A 19040-nucleotide genomic window follows, 5' to 3' on the forward strand; every position below is an offset into this window, starting at 1 on the left:
CTACTGATGAGATTACTATTCTACCCGCACTATTCCCCGTCCTACGCCGGGCATGCCGCCCGTGGTTGCGCCTTCGGCCCGCAGTCGCAGGGTAGTTTTGGCATCGGACGTAAAAAAGGATACCGTTGCCTGCCCATCGGCACTGGTCTGAATCATAGGTGCCCAAAACAACGTAGTGCGGAAGTCAGGTCGCACATGCTCTGGCTTTTTGACATCATAGCGTGGTGCATAAAATTCACGTACTGGAGCATAGCCCGGTAGTTTAGCCACCAACGTACCGGGGGCAACTTCTTTTGTGAAATCATAGTTAGCTCCTCCCCGTTTGGTCAGGATTGAAATAACCCCGCCACTCCCTCGTGAGCCATAAATAGCGGCAGATGCGCCTTTTAGTACATCGACCCGATCAACGTCCTGTACCGAAATTCCCATGATTGCCTGCAAGTCCATAGGCATGCCATCCAGCAGAAACAGGGGAGCAACAGGCCCACTGAAATTGGCAGCACCACGTATCTGCACCTGTGCATTAAAGCCTGAACCTGTCACCTGAACACCAGCGATACGTCCCTGAATCACGTCCAGAATCGTTTGCCGACCGGATGTATTCATTTGGTCAAACTTAACCGATGCATCGGGAGTACCATAAATAGTTCGCGAGTCAGGCTCCTTATATTTTTTAGCCTTCACCGTTACCGATTGGAGTAATACCTCGCCGTTACGCCGAATCTGGCGTTCAATTTCCTGATATTCCTTTGCCCGTTTCATGAACTCCGCCAGCTCATCCCGGCGAAATTCGAGCGGATTATAAGGTACGCGAGCGATTGTCACGGTTGGCATAAGTAGCTGATCGAGGGTTATAACCAGGTTACGGTTGGCACTCCCCTTTATGCCATTGATCAGTAAGGACGTTGTATCGGTAAAATCAAGATCATAGGCGCCATAATAGCCCGCTTCATCCGTTTGTCCCGATAGAAAACTTCTCGTACTGTCGCGGTTGAGTATCATGAATGTCAAGTTCACTTTGCCACCAATATCTTTCTGATTCGGACGTACAACCCGTCCTGTCAGCGACAGTCCCCGTTCAATTGGGTATTTGATGGGTGGAATCGTTCCGGACAGTACGTCGGTCCAGGCAAATCGTCGCCAGCCCTGCGTCATCAGCAACAGGTCAAGTTGCGTCAAGCGATCTTTATAAACTGGATTAAAGTAATGATCTGGCTGCTCAATCGCACCCGTTAAATCGGAAGCCAGTAACAGGTGCGATACAATGGTTGCTCCGTTGGAATCAGCTTCGGGAGCGAGCCGGTCATCTACTGCAGAAAGCGAAAGATTAGCCGCAACGGGTTTACCACTGGCATCGGTTGTCTTAATTGTCAGGTCAACCTGTTCCCGATTTTTGTAGCTCGTTTTGCTGGTCATTAGGCCAATGTTGATCTGCTCGCTTTTATTAATAAACACAAGTCGCTCGCCAACAGGAACATGCGTCTCATCAAATAAAGTAAGTTGCGCGATACCTTCGGGAAATTGCGCTCTGGGTAATTGGATTAAGGATGCCTTTTTAGACAAGGGAATAATAGCCACCTGCACAATCTGGCCGCGCGTCTGGGCTACCAGCGTCATTTTAGCGGTTGTATCGGCATTGGTTTTGTTATGGCGCAGATACACCTTGATATTGTCCTTGTGACTCAGGTTATCTACCTGCATCACTACGCCCTGCGCCTTCAGGGGTGGTAACGGATAGTTGCTCCGGGTACCATCATTAAACTGGACAAACGCCGTATAGGATTGTCCCGCTTCGGGCTTGAATGTAAGATAACCCATACCCAGGAACGTACTGGAAAACCCAATAACCGTATCTTTTTTTGCATCCAGGATAAACCCTTCTACAGCTACGCTCCGCCCCGACGAATTGACGGCCTTAAAGGCAACGCGATTCTCAATTCCGGCGATCAATTGTCCACCTTCCGGCAAAAACTGCACATCAGGTTGACCATTCTGTTGGAGTGTAGTACTACCGGCAGCACTTTTCTCATCCGAAGGCAAAATAGTTAGCGTTTTAGAGAAGAAATAAGCATCAGGGTAATTGCGCATGAAGTTCGTATATGCTCGAAGCTGATACGTTCCGGCGGGTAATGAATCGGGCAAAAAGAGCTGGCCGGGCGCATAACTCATTGTTGCCCGGAGTTGCTCTCGTAATCGCACTCGTTTGGCAACCGGATCTACTAAATCTATGTACAACACTCGGCTTACTGTATCGGCTTCATGGGTAAACCCGTTTAAAATATAGCCTTTCAACCAGACCGTTTCACCAATCAGATACGCATCACGGTCCGTATGCACGTACACTTTTTCGGTAGGTCGTTCTCGATTATAAGCTCTAAACTGATCGACCAACCGTTTAATAAAATCGTCTTCATGGCCACGAAATGCAATCAATGACGCAGCGATAAGAACGATAAATGTCCATAAGTAATGGGAAAAAGTAGCCCGCATAGAATAGAATTCAAGGTTCAGTGTCTTCCTATGGTAACGAAGTGACTAATTTAGCAGAAATCCTTCTTTACCATGATTACTCCCACTCATAAGACTGCGTTAGTACTCGGTGCCTCTGGCCTCATTGGCAACTTGCTTACCCATCGTCTTGTTGACTCTCCGATCTACTCCAACGTAAAAGTATTAGTTCGAAAGTCACTGAGCTGGCAGCATCCTCGTTTACAAGAAGTTCAGTTTGATTTTGATCATCCCAATGGCTTGCTCGCTCAGGCCGACGATATCTTCTGTTGCCTTGGTACAACTATAAAGAAAGCGGGTTCAAGAGAGAATTTTCGTAAAGTTGATTACCAATACCCGATGGATATTGCGCGGCTGGGGTTGACTAACGGTGCCCAGCAATTTGCCATCGTTACGGCAATGGGTGCCAATCCAGCATCCTCTATTTTCTATAACCGAGTTAAAGGCGAAGTTGAGCGTGACTTAGCTGCATTGAACTACCCTACGCTACTGATTTTTCGGCCTTCGCTCCTTTTTGGTGACCGTTCCGAGAATCGGTTCACCGAACGTATTGCATCCGGCGTTATGCGACTTTTTAGCCCGTTAATCCCGGCTAAATATAAAGGTATTGATGCCGATAAAGTCGCCAATGCGATACTATTAACCATGCAACAGGAGCTAACCGGCAAACACGTATTTGAGTCAGATGTATTACAGGAATTCTAGGACTTGCAGATAACAGGAAGCCGGGGCCGTAGTCATGCTTACTATAACTGCGATAAATCAGTAAGCAATAGTTTCTGGGCCATTCTATTTAATATTTGTTCCGAACCCTGCACATGAAAGGTCGTATGCCGATGCTTGCGTTTCGCACCAGGAGCCAGATTAGCCGCTGGCGACGACGATTCCAACTCATAAAATTGACCCATCTGCGACTGGCCGGGTTTCATAGGACCGTCGTTGTACGCATTTATCACATCACCTGCATAGGGTTCTTTTTGGTGCTCCCAGGCTGAATTAACGTATTGCCGGTCGTCCGGATTAAAGTCATAGGTCACCAACGTTAACGTTTGGGTCACGGGGTCATAGCTACCAATCCAGTTTGTGACACGTGTGGGCGACACGCCTATTTTACTCCGGTACTTTGCATCAGCTTTAAATAAGGCTGCCGTTTGGCCAATCCGCAGCCGTTCGGCTGGGACTTTGCCAAAATACATATCATTGATAGGTTTTCCCTCCCCTGACCGAAAAGGAATAATGATAGTCGCTTCGGGCGACGCGTTCATCATTCCCAGAATCCACACAGATGGCATTCCTGTTTGTGTCGTCCAGGTCTGTTTCCCAAGGTTCGTAATGATATTGTCCGACTGAATACCCACTATCCTGAGCGAATCGACAGGTGTGTTTAGCTGATGACTTATTTCGGAACTGGATAAAAGTTTAATTGTCCGCTCAATACCAATATCAAACTGAGTGCCCGTATAATTTGTCAACGATACCTTACGGGCAAACGTAACGGATGTACTGGTAGTATCGGTAATCGTGAACGGTTCCGAATCGATGGCGGCAGGTGTTTGCCAATGCGCTGCATCAAAAGGATCTCCTTTTTTAAAAAATAACGCATATTGTCCACCTTCGGGTCCCAGCCAGAAGCGATCTTCTCCCCCAAATGCATTCATATGCGGGAGCGTTTTACCGGAACGTATCAGGTCGTAGTTAATCCAACCATAGCTGGACTGCCCATCGGCGCTACTCGTCATTACCCTCCCCTGATAAGCTGGACAAATCAGCGCTCGGGCATCCCCAATCTTTAATTCAACCAAATCGGCGTGATGCTGCCGCAAAAACTGCCGATCCTGATCATACGCATTCATAGTGGTAGATTGAGATACAGAATCTTTATTATTGGTTTTCTCGCCCTCTATTGCGGATTTCCGACTCGAACAGGAAAAGCCTAGACCAAGCATAGCAAACACAATGATTTTATGCATACAAATTCAAGTAAACCCGGAAAATGACGAACTTGAACGCTCCATCTTATTTGATAGAGCCTACGTCCTCTAAATCACTGTGATCACTCAATCTACTTTTTCACATAGCCTTCAGATACGGCCCGCTGATACAGGAGATCTACCGACTGTCTATGATTTTTTGTGTATACTGGAAGACGAAATACTAGATCAGAGCGCTTTTAAGAGCGTTTTCCTCCATAACCTAGCCAATCCATTGATCCATTATTTAGTGGCTGAACAAGGCGGAGAGCTTGTTGGATTTGCAAGTTGTCACGTTCAGTACTTATTGCATCACGGTGGTAAAGTCGGCGAAATTCAGGAGTTGTTTGTCCGCTCTGACGTTCGTAATCAGCGAATTGGCCACAAATTAGTAGAAGCCCTCGAAACGTTGGCTTATCGGGAAGGCTTCGTAAATCTTGAAGTAACGACCAATCAGAAACGTATTGACACTATCCGGTTTTATGAACGGGAAAATTTTAAGAGCACACACCTTAAATTAGTTAAAATGCTTCGATAGTACGTTGCCAGCCGTTGATAATCCAGTACCAGCGAAATGATCTTTCAGAAGGTAGCCTGATTTACCTATAAAAATATAGCCTAAAAAAATAGGCCGCTCTAAAAAAAAGCGGCCCATTCGGTCAAGTACTATCTATCCAAAGTTTTTAATTCAAGAATTTCAGGCGTAGCTCGTTTAATTGATTGCGAATGGAACCATCAATCTGCTGATCGCCCAAACGTAATACATAACCGCCAATAAGTCTGGAATCTATTTTTTCCTCTAACTCAACGGTTTTACCGCCCGTTTTTTGCAAAACAATCGCCGTAAACTTCTTGCGTAAATCATCTGTCAGCGGCATCGTGGTAACGATAGTTGCCCGTTCAATACTTCTTAGGGAATTATATTGATTGATGAATTCCGCGGCAACAGAATCCATAATGCCTTCCCGATTTTTATTGGCAATGATCTGAAAAAATGCCATCGTCATCGGATTAAAACGACTGCTAAAAATTGCTTTTATAACAGCGTTCTTCTTCTCGGCACGAACAATTGGGTTCTTTAACATTAACAACAATGGACGGCTTTGGTCCACTGTATTTTTAAAGAACACCATGTCTTTATACATCGTCTCGGTCAGGCCTTTTTCCTGCGCCAGGTCTAACAACGACTTAGCGTAGCGAGCAGCAACTGTAGCGACAGCCATAATCGGTTAGTTTAAGCGTGAATTAGATACCAGATCTGTTACCAGTTTCTCCTGAGCAGATTTATCACTAAGTTCCTTACGAAGAACTTTCTCAGCAATATCCAGCGAGAGTGTAACGACTTCTTTCTTCATCTGAGCGACCAATGCCTGCCGTTCATTCTGCATTGATTCGCGAGCCTGCTCAAGAATGCGTTTGCCTTCCGATTCAGCCTTATCGCGCGAATCGGCCAGCATTTTATCGGCAGTTTCTTTCGCTCCACGGAGGATAGCTTCACGCTCGGAACGCGCCTGAGCCAGTAATTTTTCATTATCGGCCTTTAGGGCTGTCATTTCCAGACGAGTCTTTTCAGCCAGATCAAGAGCACTTTGAATGTTATTTTCGCGTTCGTTCAGACTTTCTGTGATGGGTTTCCAGGCAAAAGCGCGAAGAATCAGAAACAGGCCGAGGAATACCACCACCTGCCAGAATAATAAGCCAAGATCGGGAGTAAGTAAATCCATGAGTTTGAATTATGGAGAAGTCAGTGTTAATAGAATACGTATCAATCTTTTGTTGGAAAATGTTCGCCCACCGGCAACCCCAAATGGGCGAACGTTTTCCAGGAAACGGGTGAGTAGTGACGCCAGCACCTAATGCAACCAGCCTACTCAAACTTAGCGTCTGCTTAAGCCGCTGTAGCGACCAGCAGACAAATAACAGCTGCGAACAGGGCAACGGCCTCAATCAGAGCCGCGATGATAAGCATGGCAGTCTGGATACGACCAGCCGCTTCTGGCTGACGGGCAATACCTTCCATAGCACTACCACCAATTTTACCAATACCCAAACCAGCACCAATAGCGGCCAGGCCAGCGCCGATAGCGGCACCCATAACTGAAACACTACCAGACGCTTCTAACAGCAGGGAAAACAACATTGCGAACATAAAATTCAAACAGATTTATTAGTGAAACAAAAGATTGCAACTTAAACACCATCAACTAAGCTAATCAGTTGATAGATACCGATTAACCTAATTCTGACGTAGTACCCTCATAACCGATACCGTGATCAGCTTCGTGGTGATCTTCTACTGCGCTGCCGATATACATAGCCGTGAGCAGTGTGAAGATGAACGCCTGAAGAAATGCCACCAGCAACTCGATTAGATTAAGAAACAGGGTAAAGAACAGAACAACCGGGCTAATAGCGATACTGGTTGTCATACCACCCATGTGGTTGGCCATGAAAATAAGTCCCAGCAAACTCAAAATAATAATGTGACCAGCCGTGATGTTGGCGAATAATCGAATCATGAGCGATAAGGGCTTCATGAAAACGCCTATAATCTCTACCGGAACCATAATTGGAAGCAAGGCAATCGGAACTCCTGTTGGCTTCAGAATGTGGAGCCAGTAATGCTTATTCCCGCTGAACGTAACGATCAGGAACGTAATAACAGCCAGCACCAGGGTAACCGTGATATTTCCCGTCAGATTGGCCGCGCCTGGCAACAAGCCCAGCAGGTTATTAACCAGAATGAAGAAGAACAACGTCAACAAATAAGGCAGGAACTTCGTGTATTTAGGACCAATGCTCGGCTTGGCAATCTCGTCGCGGACGAACAGGATTATCGGCTCAAGCAACGACTGTATACCTGATGGTGCTTTGCCCTTGTTTTTAGCATATCCGCGACTGACGGCTGGAAATAGCAGCAGCATAATAATAGCACTCAATAACAGCGACGCTACGTTCTTAGTAATGGAGAAGTTATAAAACTTAGCTTCATGATCAACAGCTCCGGCTTCCGTGACGCGGTGAATTTTACCGTGCTCATTCTTATACCCGTTGTAAACCTGTTCGTGAGCTAGCCGTGATGACGAAAACACTTCAAGTCCCCGATCTTTCGAGTAAAGAATTACGGGCAGCGGAATGGTAAAGCCGTGTGCAAGCTCCCATCCGTGATCATCTTTAATGTGGTGCATGATCATGTCACCCACATTAAATTTTCCCTTTTCAGCATGTGCCTCGCCTTCTTGCTTGGCGGGCGTTTCACCCTCGTGGTTATGCTCCTGTGCCTGTGCACCAACTAACGAACTCAAAATGAGAGCCGTTATCAATAAAAACTTATTAATTGAAGAACGCATCATATGATGTGACAGATCCTTTTTACGAATCGCGTCGCAAGTTACGAGTAACGCCCCAAATCTCAAAACCTGTGTAGAATATATATAGTACAAGAAAGTCCAAAGCGAAGGTTCGCTGATGATCAATATGCTGAAATAGAAAAAAACCAATGAAAGCCAGTCCCAAAATCAGACGAGCGGCTGTTGCGGCCAGGTAGAGTGGGATCAATCGCTCCCGATTACCCTGTAAACCAGTCTCTACCAACCGTTGTGTTAGAAATGAGACGCTGAAAAAGAAGATTAGTAAAATCTTCCAGCTAGGGTGCAACCAAGTCGCAACAAAATATTGTTCGGCTACGAAAAATACAATTGTTAATATGATGGTAAATAAGAATATACGGAGCATGGCAAGTGGCTTTCAGGCAATAGTTGTCCATTAAAATCAACAGGTTAGATCTGCAACCTTTGACAAACTATTTTTTCGTAAGCTGACGAATGAACAGATAAAGCGATGCCCCGATTGCCGTTAAGGACAAAACAATAGTCCACACAGGGCGATGATTATTTTGCCATTGGTCCAACTTCATTCCTGCCCACACGCCTAAGCCAATAGTACCGAGCATTTGAAAAGCAATACCACTGAACTGAACAAACGACGTACTTTTTTCGGTTGCCTTCTTGATAGGATCATTGTCCCGAACTGGCTTGTTCGGTACGTTTTGATTGGATTGTTCAGGGTCGTTTTCCATAGAACTAAAAAGCAGCATGCAATATGTGGGGCAAAATTCGTTAATTTGGCCTTACGTTCTATATTGTCAAGTCGGCTCTGAACGTTTTAGTACGAGTGATTACGCGTTATTTCCGAATGTCCTGCAATTTACGTAACCATCTGTTCTTATTGCTTACGGTCTTTGTTTCACTGACCGGCGGACTGGTTTCGTGTTCTCAATACAGCACTAAACCGATCAGCAAAGGATACCACAATCTGAATGCACATTTCAATGCGTATGTGATTGCCCGTGACCAGATTGATCTTGCTGAGCAGACACTGTTTAAAACCAGGCAGGAAAACTATAGCCATCTATTACCCATTCTATTACCAATTGATTCAATGCGCATTCAATCGGTAAAGCCTCAGTTAGATGACGCCATTAAGAAAGCATCCCTCATTCCCGAACGCCATCAGAATAGCAAGTGGCTCGACAATGCCTATGTTCTTATCGGCCGGGCGAGATTGCTGAAGCAGGATTTGCCGAATGCGATTGAGGTCTTCAAATACGTAAATACAAAGGGTAGCGACGAAAACGACAAACACACGGCGCTAGTGGGTTTGATGCGGGCTTACGTTGAAACGAGTGATTTTACGAACGCATTGAACGTAGCGGAATACCTGCGTACACAACCGTTGGACAAGAATAATACCCGGGACTTCTACTTAACGAAAGCCTATCTTCATGAACGTCAGGGCGAATATATAACGGCCGTTGGTATTTTAGAGGCCACCTTCCCCGTTCTGAAAAAGAATGAAGCGACCGCCCGATTACACCTGATTGCCGGCCAGCTTTATGATCTGATAGGTCAGCCAGCAAAAGCGGTTGACCATTATCGCCAGGTATTAAAGTCGCAACCTACCTATGATCTCTCTTTTTATGCGAACTTATTCGCCATTCAAAGCAATGGTTTGACGGGTGATCAAAAGAAAATGGCGCAATCAGCAGAAACGTTTGACAATATGCTGAACGACCGTAAGAATACCGACCTGAAAGATAAGATCTATTTTACAATGGGTTTGCTCGAAGCCCGTAGCGGTCGGATCGATCAGGCAATTAAATATTACAGCCAGTCTATTCAGGCAGCGGGTGTTAATAAAGAGCAAGTGCCCTATACGTATCTGGAAATAGGAAAACTGTATTTTGAGAAGAAAACCGATTATTCCAAAGCAAAAGTATATTACGATAGTGCACTCACGTTGCTTCCCAAGCAATCCCCCGAATACACAGCGTTGCTAAATCGAAAAAATACGCTGGATGAATTCGTGCAATACAAAACTACCATCCGAACCGATGATAGCCTGCTACATATGGCACAGATGGACCCGGCTGCACTCGACAAACTACTGAACAAGGTTATTGATCAGCAGGATAAAGAAGCTAAAGACCAAGCGCTTGCCGCACAGAAAGCTACAGAACTGGCATCGAAAGGCGGGCCAGCTTCCGTAGCGGGAGCCACTAATTCTAATCTGCAACCGTCCGAACGTTGGGTTCTATACAATCCCGTAGCCCTAAGTCAGGGACGGCAGGAATTTTCAGTGCGTTGGGGTAACCGCCTTCTTGAAGACAACTGGCGACGTAGCAATAAGGAAGCCTCGGAGTCGATAGCTAATGTAAACAGCCCGATCAACGGAAGCGTACCCGCCAATGCGGTGAATCCGAATGCACCGCTACAGCCTCAACTGGATACACCTACCGCAACAACTGCTACTACAGGTCTCGTTGCTGGGCAAAAGACCAGGAAAGATGCCATGATGGCAAAAATCCCGTTTACGATAGAAGCACAGACACAAGCAAATCAGCGGATTGAGAATGCCCTATACAAATTAGGCAAACTATACAAATTTCAACTCAATCAGCCTGCAGATGCCATTCCTACGTTTGAACAACTATTGACGCGATACCCAAATACGCTTCAAAAACCAGAGGTGTACTATCTCCTCCACCTCTCGAATGACCAATTGAGCAAATCATCTGCCTGGAAAGATAAACTGGTTACCGAGTATCCAAATTCATCTTATGCCCGTTTAATTGGCCGATTAGCTGCCACTGCTCCGACAACAAATTCTGAAGCGCAGGCCCAGAAAACATACACCGCTATTTACGAACTTTATAAAGACAATAAGTCAACCGAGGCATTAGCCCAGGCAGAAACGGCCCTGAGTAGTTTAGCCGGCACGCAATTAGAAGATAAATTAGCGCTGCTACGTGTCATGCTGTTGGGCAAAGTCAAAAGCGTCGATGAATACCGGCAGGCACTGGCTGACTTTGTGCGCGATTACCCAGCTAGCCAGTTAGTGCCAAGGGCAAAAGAAATGCAGATTGCGGCCGACCAAACGACGGCAAAACGAAAATAAAGTTGGGTTTACAGTTTATAGTTTTAGGTTTACAACGTTCCGTAAATCTTGTCTTAGCTTCCGAAAACCATACGCTGAAACCATAATCCCAAACACCTGTAATGTTTGAACTTGCTCCCGGTCCCTACCGGAACATAATCCGAAATCTCTGGCGATTATCGCTGCTTGGCGTTGCCTTGTTGGTTCTCTATATCGTAGCCGTCAGTTATAACTTTTTGTGGCTTTTTGGCGGCATGCCAAGTTTGAAAGCGCTTGAAAACCCGAAAAGTGAAGAAGCCTCCGAAGTATACACAGCCGATAGCCAACTGTTGGGAAAGTACTACGTTGAAAACCGAACGCCCATTGAAATTTCGCAAGTGTCGCCCAACGTTACATCGGCTCTACTGGCTACCGAAGATGCTCGTTTCATCAAACACTCTGGCATCGACCCCCGGTCGCTGTTTAGGGCTGTTAGTGGCTTCCTGACGTTCAAAGACGCGTCAAGTTCAGGAGGTGGCAGTACGCTTACCCAGCAAACAGCCAAGAACCTGTTTGATACCCGGCAGGAAGAACTGCGTGGCGTATTGGGACATATTCCCATTATCAGTCTTGTCATTGCAAAAACCAAAGAGTGGATTCTGGCCGTACGTTTGGAACGAAACTATACCAAACAGGAGGTGATGATGATGTACCTCAACACGGTTTCTTTCGGAAACAATACGTATGGTATCAAGACGGCAGCAAAAACCTATTTTAGCAAGGAGCCTTGGAATTTGACCGTGGAAGAAGCAGCTTTGCTGGTGGGTATGCTTAAAAATCCGACCTTTTACAATCCGCGTCTGTTTGAAGAACGTACCAGAGACCGACGGAACGTAGTGTTAGGGCAGATGAAAAAGTACAAGTTTTTGACCAACGATCAATTCACTACGTATAAGAATAAGCCATTAAAACTGGACTTCAGCGTTGAGAATCAGAATACAGGCATGGCGGCTTATTTTCGGTCAGTAATTAAAGAGGATATTAAACGGTGGATTAAGCAGTATAACGAAGAAAATACAGGTTCTGAACTGGACCTGTATACGAGTGGTCTAAAAATTTACACGACTATCGACTCCCGTATGCAGGCTTACGCCGAAGAAGCCGTTATGGCCAATATGCGTGATCAGCAGAAAAAGTTTTATGAGCACTGGCGCGGACGTAACCCGTGGGTGCAAAAAGACCCACGAACGAAGAAATACGTCGAAATTCCAGGCTTTATTGAGTCTGTTGCTCGTCGTACCACTCGTTACAAGCAATTGAAAGCCGCTTACGGCAACGATGAGAAGGCTATCTGGCAGGAGATGCGCAAACCCGTCAAAATGAAGGTTTTCGTATACGGCGGCCGGCGTAACGAGAAAGATACAACAATGAGTTCGCTAGATTCCATCAAGTATTATAAACGCTTACTTAACACCGGTTTTATGTCGATGGACCCGCGCTCTGGTTACGTAAAAGCATGGGTTGGTGGTATCAACTTCAAACACATGAAGTTTGACCACGTTCGCCAAAGCCGACGTCAGCCGGGATCGACGTTTAAGCCATTCGTTTATTTAACCGCTATGGATCAGGGCTTTGTGACACCCTGTAGCCATGTTGTCGACCAGCCGACAGTATTTGCCCATGGAGAGGATAATAATGGCGGGCCGCCTTGGATGCCAAAAAATTCGAATGGCAAATATAGTTTCCGAAGTTTGTCGTTACGAGAAGCATTAGGCCAATCCATTAATACGGTAAGCGCTCAGTTGATCAAAAAAACCCGTGCCGCAACGGTCATTAAATATGCGCACGACATGGGAATCGAAAGCAAAGATCTACCCAATAACCCAACACTGTGCCTGGGAACTGGCGACGTGTCAGTGTATGAGATGGTGGCTGCTTACTGTGCTTTCGCGAATGGCGGTATGCGCGTTCGACCGATGGTAATCTGGCAAATTAAAGACAAAAACGGCAACGTGTTAAAGCAATTCCACCCAGATGCCAACCAGGTTATTAGTGCCAACCGCGCCTACGAAATGTTGCATCTCATGCGGGGAGCTGTTGAAGAACCAAGCGGTACAGCCCAACGGCTACGGACGCAATACAAACTACTGGACGGCGGTAATGAGATTGCGGCTAAAACTGGTACTACGTCGAATTATTCCGATGCCTGGTTCATGGGCATGACGCAGCACCTGGTTTCGGGCCTATGGGTTGGTGGCGATGACCGACCGATTCACTTTCGCACGATTGAATTAGGGCAAGGTGGTCGACAAGCTATGCCTGCCTGGGCCATGTATATGCAAAAAATATACAAAGATCCTACATTGACCAGCTATCGACCGGAACCGTTCCGCAAGCCTAATAACTTCAAAATTGATTGTGGTGGATATCATATTGACTCTTCTCAACGGTATATTCCACCTAAGGTTGTACCCGAAGACGAAGAAGAAATTTTGCAATAAAACATAAAAAAAGCCAGCAAGAATGCTGGCTTTTTTTATGTAAATAATCAGGCAACCTTTAGCCAGAATAGGTTGTTTTGTAATACCGACCATCGGTAACGACCGCATATCAATCAGCTGATCATTTTGGTCGGCATACAGCATGGCTGAATTCGACTATAAAACAGAATTAACCAAAGTACCCCACGAACCTGGCGTGTACCGATATTTCGACCTATCGGGCGAGGTGATTTATGTCGGCAAAGCGAAAGACCTGAAGAATCGGGTTAGTAGTTATTTTACAAACTCAAAGCAACACGACCGAAAAACGCTACGTCTGGTGAGTCAGATTCGGAAGATTGAGTTTACCATTGTGCATACTGAATTTGATGCGCTGCTGCTTGAAAATCAACTTATTAAACGCTACCAGCCGAAGTTTAATATTCTGTTACGCGACGATAAGACTTATCCATTCGTTTGCGTTACAAATGAGCATTTCCCTCGCGTTATCACCACTCGGCATATTGATCGCAAGCAGGGCACTTTCTATGGTCCATTCGCCAATCTGAAGCCCATGTATACAGTGCTGGATATGTTTAGCCAACTGTTTACTATTCGTACCTGTAATTACAATCTTGCTCCCGAAAATATTGCAGCGGGCAAATATAAAGTTTGCCTGGAGTATCATATTGGCAATTGTAAAGGACCTTGTGAAGGAAAGCAGGCCGAGGCAGATTACGATAGTGACGTTGAACAGATTCACCATATTTTAAAAGGAAATCTTAAACCAGCGCAGGAGTACTTTAAAACGCGCATGGTTGAAGCCGCTAACGAGTTAGCCTTTGAACAGGCGCAGAAATACAAGGATAAAATTGACGTATTACAGCGTTTTCAAAGTAAATCAACGGTTGTTAATCCGAAAATTGAGAATGCGGATGTTTTCTCCATTGCTTCTGATGAAATTTCGGCTTATGTCAATTTTATGAAGGTTGTCAATGGGACAATCGTTCAGACACATACGGTTGAGATCAAGAAAAAACTCGATGAAATGGACGCTGATCTTTTGGCGATGATGATCATTGAGTTTCGGGAGCAGTATGGAAACCAAGCGAAAGAGATTATATCGAACGTACCACTTGATGTAGATTTAAAGGCGGAGGTTACTGTTCCACAAATTGGCGACAAAAAGAAATTACTCGATATGTCGCTGAAGAATGTGCTTTATTTCCGACGTGAACGGCAGGAACGCGCAGCCGCTGAAGCCACGGCTAACGCCAGCAAAAAAGATCGCGTCCTAATCCGATTGAAGCAGGATTTACAATTAAAAACGCTTCCAAACCGTATTGAGTGCTTTGATAACTCGAATATTCAAGGCACAAATCCTGTATCAGCAATGGTATGTTTTATTGGCGGTAAACCTGCCAACAAAGAATATCGCCATTTTTCGATTCAAACCGTTGTTGGACCCAACGACTTTGCCAGTATGTTTGAGGTTGTTACACGTCGCTACACCCGCGTACTGACAGAAGGAACCGACATGCCCGATCTAATTGTCATTGACGGTGGAAAAGGCCAGCTTAGCGCTGCCTGCGACGCGCTGAAAGCGTTAGATTTATATGGTAAAGTACCTGTAATTGGCATTGCCAAACGGCTGGAGGAAATTTATTTCCCCGAGGATAACTTACCGCTTTATATTGATAAGAAATCCGAATCACTCAAGCTCATTCAGCGGATTCGTGATGAAGCTCACCGATTCGCTATTACGTATCACCGGGATAAACGTAGCCGGAATAGTCTTATTAGTGAGCTGGAAAATGTAGAAGGAGTTGGCAAGAAAACCGCAGCCAAGTTACTGAAGCATTTTAAAGGAGTCAAAAAAATCCGTGAAGCCACGCTTGATGACGTTGCAGAAGTGGTTGGAAAAGATCGGGCAATTAAGCTGAAACACTATTTTGACACGTTGGAAAACGGGTAAAAAAGTAAAGCGGCTATAAAGCCGCTCACTCAAGGTTGCATCATACAAAAAAAGCGGCTTTCCAGCCGCTTTTTTTTAATATTCCCAGAGACTATGCTCGGTTTCCATCAGTTCGTATTCGGTTTGATAGGATTTCAGCAAACCTTCCCGGTCTCCATACATTCCTACTAAGTCTGTATCACCTGGGTTGGCCACTTTTGTAATCCGACCATAGAATAAACGTAAATCGAAAGCATCGGCCAGATTCTTATGTTGAGCCTGGTTTTGTGGATTGTACCAAATGAATTTTTTCGGATCGCTACGGAACAACTTATCCAGATCTTTGTACTTAAACGTAGCTAGTGGAGTTTCTACACCAGCCGCGTTTTTATCTGAAGGCAGATAGATCGTTACTGTTTGAATATCATAATACAAACGTGAACGCTTCCGATCAAAAATCCAGTCTTCCTTGATTTCCATGATGTTGAATTCTTTTGCAAAGTATTCATCACCAGTTGGAACAGCGGCTACTTTAGCAACCGTATCAACTTTTGGAGCTTCCACAATTGGTTGCTGGACTACTTTGCCCTTTTTACCTTTTGTGTTTTTGGCTACAGTCTTCTTTTTAGGTGCGCCCCAGCCATCGTCGGCTGGTTGAGTTGCTGCTTTCTTAGGGGTTCCCCAACCATCGTCAGCGGGTTTAGCAGCTGTTTTGGGATCTGTTTTTTTGGTATCCCAACCATCTGTTGCACCAGCTGTTCCTTCTTTACCAAAACCAGCTTCGATTTCCTCTTTCGACAAACCACCACCTGTGTTCGGCATGATCAGTCTATTTTGAAATTTCTCAGGCGTCAGTTTGGTTGTCACCGAGTCATTTTCATAACCATCGATTAAACCAGCTTTCATCGCCTCAATCAGGTACTTGGATATTTCATTATTCTTTGAGAATAACGACTGATTCTGCTTCTCCTTCAGGTCGATACGACGCCAAAGGGTCTTCTTCATCATAATATCGTTCTCGTTGATTGCCCGAACCGACAGCGCGTTAGTGCCGGTGCTTGCTTTCTCCTGCGCCATTGCCCCTCCACCTGCTACCGCCAGAAGTGCAGCGGTTACGGCTATCGCTCTAACTTGTTTCATTGTCAACGGTTGTTTTTGTTGTCTTTCGTTCCTGTTGATAACGAAAGACTTCTCTGTTTAGTACGATTAATAAAGCGGTACTGTTTGCTGGGGACTTCCCATAGAGACGTCACTGATATCTCCTCTGAAATTTCGTCGTTGAACACCGTCAACCTGAATCGATAGGCGATCGCCAGGCTGGATTTCAGCAGCCATTGATCCCAGTGACCCACCAGCAGGCCCTAAATTAACCTGACCAACTTTACGGGTACCTCTTGCTAAAATTACCGTAATACCCGTCACGCGGAAATTAGCATCATCGGGAGAGTAGTTGCGAAAACTTTCATCTGCAACTGCCGTTACACGTACACTACGTGCCTGTCCAGCAGGTACACCTCTTGGGTCTCCAGCTTTAGTCCCACCTACGTAGTACTCAATAGTAGGTTTCGGTACACGATTCACCCGGAAGTCATTCTTCCCTAATAAACTACCAGCATTGCTAACATTCAATGTTAGCTGGGCAGCGCTTGGAACAATCGTGATTTTACCTTTCTCACCAGATGTAATAACCGAACCGCCTTCAGCCGAAAAGCTTGGATTCCACAAAGCGCCTAACTGTGGACTTTGTACACTTAATTTATTTGCGCAACCAAGGTATAAAGGCGGAAAGGAGCCAGATTCAATTTCGTATGAGGGCTTTGCAACAAAGTACTCAGCCGATAAAGGAACTGTCTTTAACCCAGCGGGAGTCTGATAAGCAATTGATCCTGTAAGCGTCCGCTTTGAAAGACCATTTTTGTCATAAGCACCACCCTGCGCCGTAAACTCAATTATACCCTGGCCGTCCTGCACGCGTACTGCGCCACCGTTTAAGCTCATCCGTGGTTGAATACCCGAAGACGATGCCGCTAAAAACATCTGTCCCTTAAATTTGGTACCTGCTACAACTACTTTTGAATCCATGCTTAACATGGCCAGAATCTTGTCAAACTTCACATCCTGCGCACCTACTTTACTGGCCAGAACATCAAGTACTTCACCCTCGATCCGCCGAACATCAGCCTGTTTTTGGCTTAAAACGGCTAAAGCCGCTGGTACAGGCGTTTGCGCAAAGTTAAGTTCAGCAAAATCTTTCCGACGTTGATCAGGCGACCGATTTGCAATCGGATCATCCTTTCCATCGAGCGCCATTGGAGCATATTTTGAACCCGAATATTTCGATACGTTATCTACATACCCATTTAACTGATCTTTCAATTTGAAGGCAGCCCCCTTACGGTCAGTACCAATCATGAGTTGAGCGACTTTCTCTTCCTCGCTCAAATTTTTGATATTACCTGATTCATCACGACCACCGCCCGCATCAACAAGCTGCTCTTTAAGCTTATCTATCTCACCAACTAACCCGGCAGTCAACTGGCGCACTTCATCGGCTTGCTTAACGATGGCCAGATCAGTGGCCCGGTTTCCTGATTTTTCAACTGTAGCCCGAATATTGTCGAACGTTTGCTGGTTAACCTTACTGACGGCACCAGTTGATTGCTCCAGACTATTATTAATTAAAACGAATTTTTCCAGAATGGCCGAAGTAACTTGCAGTGCAAGTAATGCGGTCAAAACCAGATACATCATCCCGATCATTTTCTGACGGGGTGTCTCTTTTGAACCTGCCATGAACTTATGGTAGTGAGAATTAAAAAATTATGGGATGTATAGGTCAAGGTATGGGCTCAGAGTTAAAAAAAGAATAACTCTGAGCCCACAAACTCTATACGTAAGTTTAATTACCGCGCATGGCTGTTAACATGCTGCCGTAAACGCCATTGAGAGAAGCTAGGTTACCAGTCAATTTAGCAAGCTCACTTTTGAACTGTTGCGTATCACGGCTAGCATCGCTCATATTTTCCATAGCTGCCGTCAAGCTACCATAGAAGGCATTCATTGCTTTCAGGTGCTTATTAGTATCCTGCAATTCAAGCTCGTAAACCGCGTTCAGAGCACCCATATTCTTAGTTACTTTTTGGGTCTGATCCCGCAGTTCTTTTGTATCCGCCGTTGCATCAGCCATAGAACTAACGGCCGTAATTGCTGTATTATATGACTTATTCATTTCAGAAAGCGAGCTGGAAGCTGCTTTCACATTGCGTGCGTAATCGTTCGTGGCCACAGTCGCATCCGTAAGGTCAGAGAGCTTAGATACGGTGTCATTCAAATTACGAAAACCTGAGCCCAAACGCTCAAACACATCAGGTGTTACTTTTGCCTGTGCCAGCATCTGATCCATATTACCCGTTAAGCCATTTGCCTGTGGAGCTGGCTTACGAGCCTCACCTTTAAAATCATCGGCCAGTTCAGGATACACTTTTTCCCAGGCATACCCGTCATCTGCTGTTGCAGGATTAGTGAAACTCTGAACGGCATAAAGACCGAAAATAACTACTTCAGTCAATAGACCAGCCGTTAACATAAAACCAAACTGCTCATTATGTGTAATTTTAGCCCACGCTCCGAAAATAACGACGGCCGCACCGGCACTATAAATGGTTGGTACTAAACGATCCCAAAAGAAACTTTCTGACTTTGCTGCTGCCATGA

General features: G+C 45.4%; 16 protein-coding genes. 5 read left to right on the top strand and 11 right to left on the bottom strand.

Annotation, left to right across the window (positions count from 1 at the left end; all coding sequences use genetic code 11):
* Positions 1-15: 15 nt before the first annotated feature.
* Positions 16-2433, bottom strand: coding sequence for a TonB-dependent receptor plug domain-containing protein (locus BM202_RS17840; protein WP_245776703.1), 2418 nt, complete (start codon positions 2431-2433; stop codon positions 16-18).
* A 129-nt stretch (positions 2434-2562) separates the two neighbouring features.
* On the opposite strand from BM202_RS17840, the gene BM202_RS17845 reads away from it, so the two are divergent.
* Positions 2563-3213: an oxidoreductase gene (locus BM202_RS17845; RefSeq protein WP_093828515.1), complete on the top strand. Its 651-nt coding sequence runs from the start codon at positions 2563-2565 to the stop codon at positions 3211-3213.
* A 41-nt stretch (positions 3214-3254) separates the two neighbouring features.
* Here BM202_RS17845 and BM202_RS17850 read toward each other — a convergent pair whose 3' ends face one another.
* Entirely contained in the window at positions 3255-4478 is a 1224-nt protein-coding gene (locus BM202_RS17850) for a DUF6786 family protein (protein WP_093828517.1), read from the bottom strand.
* A 79-nt stretch (positions 4479-4557) separates the two neighbouring features.
* Between BM202_RS17850 and BM202_RS17855 the strand changes: the two genes are divergently transcribed.
* On the top strand, positions 4558-5016 hold the full coding sequence (locus BM202_RS17855; protein ID WP_093828519.1) for a GNAT family N-acetyltransferase: 459 nt from the start codon (positions 4558-4560) through the stop codon (positions 5014-5016).
* Between the two features lie 145 nt (positions 5017-5161).
* Here BM202_RS17855 and atpH read toward each other — a convergent pair whose 3' ends face one another.
* From atpH to BM202_RS17885, 6 genes are all read right to left on the bottom strand, one after another.
* Positions 5162-5701: an ATP synthase F1 subunit delta gene (atpH, locus tag BM202_RS17860; protein ID WP_093828521.1), complete on the bottom strand. Its 540-nt coding sequence runs from the start codon at positions 5699-5701 to the stop codon at positions 5162-5164.
* A 6-nt stretch (positions 5702-5707) separates the two neighbouring features.
* A complete protein-coding gene (locus BM202_RS17865; RefSeq protein ID WP_093828523.1) occupies positions 5708-6202 on the bottom strand; it encodes a F0F1 ATP synthase subunit B in 495 nt (164 codons plus the stop codon).
* A gap of 164 nt (positions 6203-6366) precedes the next feature.
* Complete coding sequence (atpE, locus tag BM202_RS17870; protein WP_093828525.1) at positions 6367-6627, bottom strand: ATP synthase F0 subunit C; 261 nt, start codon at positions 6625-6627, stop codon at positions 6367-6369.
* An 82-nt stretch (positions 6628-6709) separates the two neighbouring features.
* Positions 6710-7831, bottom strand: a complete 1122-nt coding sequence (gene atpB / locus BM202_RS17875; RefSeq protein ID WP_093828527.1) for a F0F1 ATP synthase subunit A — start codon at positions 7829-7831, stop codon at positions 6710-6712.
* A 19-nt stretch (positions 7832-7850) separates the two neighbouring features.
* Positions 7851-8213 (bottom strand): hypothetical protein, encoded by a 363-nt coding sequence (locus tag BM202_RS17880; RefSeq protein ID WP_093828529.1) that lies wholly within the window; start codon positions 8211-8213, stop codon positions 7851-7853.
* Between the two features lie 67 nt (positions 8214-8280).
* Positions 8281-8556 carry an AtpZ/AtpI family protein gene (locus tag BM202_RS17885; RefSeq protein WP_093828762.1) on the bottom strand — a complete coding sequence of 92 codons (276 nt, stop codon included), beginning with the start codon at positions 8554-8556 and terminating at the stop codon, positions 8281-8283.
* 116 nt (positions 8557-8672) lie between these two features.
* On the opposite strand from BM202_RS17885, the gene porW reads away from it, so the two are divergent.
* The 3 genes from porW (at position 8673) to uvrC (ending at position 15347) form a co-directional block, all read left to right on the top strand.
* Positions 8673-10934 (top strand): type IX secretion system periplasmic lipoprotein PorW/SprE, encoded by a 2262-nt coding sequence (gene porW / locus BM202_RS17890; protein WP_093828531.1) that lies wholly within the window; start codon positions 8673-8675, stop codon positions 10932-10934.
* A gap of 101 nt (positions 10935-11035) precedes the next feature.
* Positions 11036-13393 (top strand): penicillin-binding protein 1A, encoded by a 2358-nt coding sequence (locus BM202_RS17895; protein ID WP_093828533.1) that lies wholly within the window; start codon positions 11036-11038, stop codon positions 13391-13393.
* A 142-nt stretch (positions 13394-13535) separates the two neighbouring features.
* Positions 13536-15347, top strand: a complete 1812-nt coding sequence (gene uvrC, locus BM202_RS17900) for an excinuclease ABC subunit UvrC (protein WP_093828535.1) — start codon at positions 13536-13538, stop codon at positions 15345-15347.
* Positions 15348-15422: 75 nt separating this feature from the next.
* Here the strand turns inward: uvrC and porN are convergent, their stop codons facing one another.
* The 3 genes from porN to porL form a co-directional block, all read right to left on the bottom strand.
* The gene (gene porN / locus BM202_RS17905; RefSeq protein WP_093828537.1) at positions 15423-16466 is read right to left on the bottom strand and encodes a type IX secretion system ring subunit PorN/GldN; all 1044 of its coding nucleotides are present in this window, start codon (positions 16464-16466) and stop codon (positions 15423-15425) included.
* Positions 16467-16532: 66 nt separating this feature from the next.
* Positions 16533-18119 (bottom strand): type IX secretion system motor protein PorM/GldM, encoded by a 1587-nt coding sequence (gene porM / locus BM202_RS17910; protein ID WP_093828539.1) that lies wholly within the window; start codon positions 18117-18119, stop codon positions 16533-16535.
* A gap of 106 nt (positions 18120-18225) precedes the next feature.
* Complete coding sequence (porL, locus tag BM202_RS17915; RefSeq protein WP_093828541.1) at positions 18226-19038, bottom strand: type IX secretion system motor protein PorL/GldL; 813 nt, start codon at positions 19036-19038, stop codon at positions 18226-18228.
* Between the last annotated feature and the right edge of the window lie 2 nt (positions 19039-19040).

Source organism: Spirosoma endophyticum, assembly GCF_900112365.1.
Classification (GTDB): domain Bacteria; phylum Bacteroidota; class Bacteroidia; order Cytophagales; family Spirosomataceae; genus Spirosoma; species Spirosoma endophyticum.

Coding starts and splice junctions, on each gene's coding strand:
- porW (WP_093828531.1), top strand. CDS start 8,673: ATGTCCTGCAATTTACGTAACCATCTGTTCTTATTGCTTACGGTCTTT.
- atpE (WP_093828525.1), bottom strand. CDS start 6,627: ATGTTCGCAATGTTGTTTTCCCTGCTGTTAGAAGCGTCTGGTAGTGTT.
- uvrC (WP_093828535.1), top strand. CDS start 13,536: ATGGCTGAATTCGACTATAAAACAGAATTAACCAAAGTACCCCACGAA.
- atpB (WP_093828527.1), bottom strand. CDS start 7,831: ATGATGCGTTCTTCAATTAATAAGTTTTTATTGATAACGGCTCTCATT.
- BM202_RS17885 (WP_093828762.1), bottom strand. CDS start 8,556: ATGGAAAACGACCCTGAACAATCCAATCAAAACGTACCGAACAAGCCA.
- atpH (WP_093828521.1), bottom strand. CDS start 5,701: ATGGCTGTCGCTACAGTTGCTGCTCGCTACGCTAAGTCGTTGTTAGAC.
- BM202_RS17850 (WP_093828517.1), bottom strand. CDS start 4,478: ATGCATAAAATCATTGTGTTTGCTATGCTTGGTCTAGGCTTTTCCTGT.
- BM202_RS17845 (WP_093828515.1), top strand. CDS start 2,563: ATGATTACTCCCACTCATAAGACTGCGTTAGTACTCGGTGCCTCTGGC.
- BM202_RS17895 (WP_093828533.1), top strand. CDS start 11,036: ATGTTTGAACTTGCTCCCGGTCCCTACCGGAACATAATCCGAAATCTC.
- BM202_RS17880 (WP_093828529.1), bottom strand. CDS start 8,213: ATGCTCCGTATATTCTTATTTACCATCATATTAACAATTGTATTTTTC.
- BM202_RS17865 (WP_093828523.1), bottom strand. CDS start 6,202: ATGGATTTACTTACTCCCGATCTTGGCTTATTATTCTGGCAGGTGGTG.
- porL (WP_093828541.1), bottom strand. CDS start 19,038: ATGGCAGCAGCAAAGTCAGAAAGTTTCTTTTGGGATCGTTTAGTACCA.
- porN (WP_093828537.1), bottom strand. CDS start 16,466: ATGAAACAAGTTAGAGCGATAGCCGTAACCGCTGCACTTCTGGCGGTA.
- porM (WP_093828539.1), bottom strand. CDS start 18,119: ATGGCAGGTTCAAAAGAGACACCCCGTCAGAAAATGATCGGGATGATG.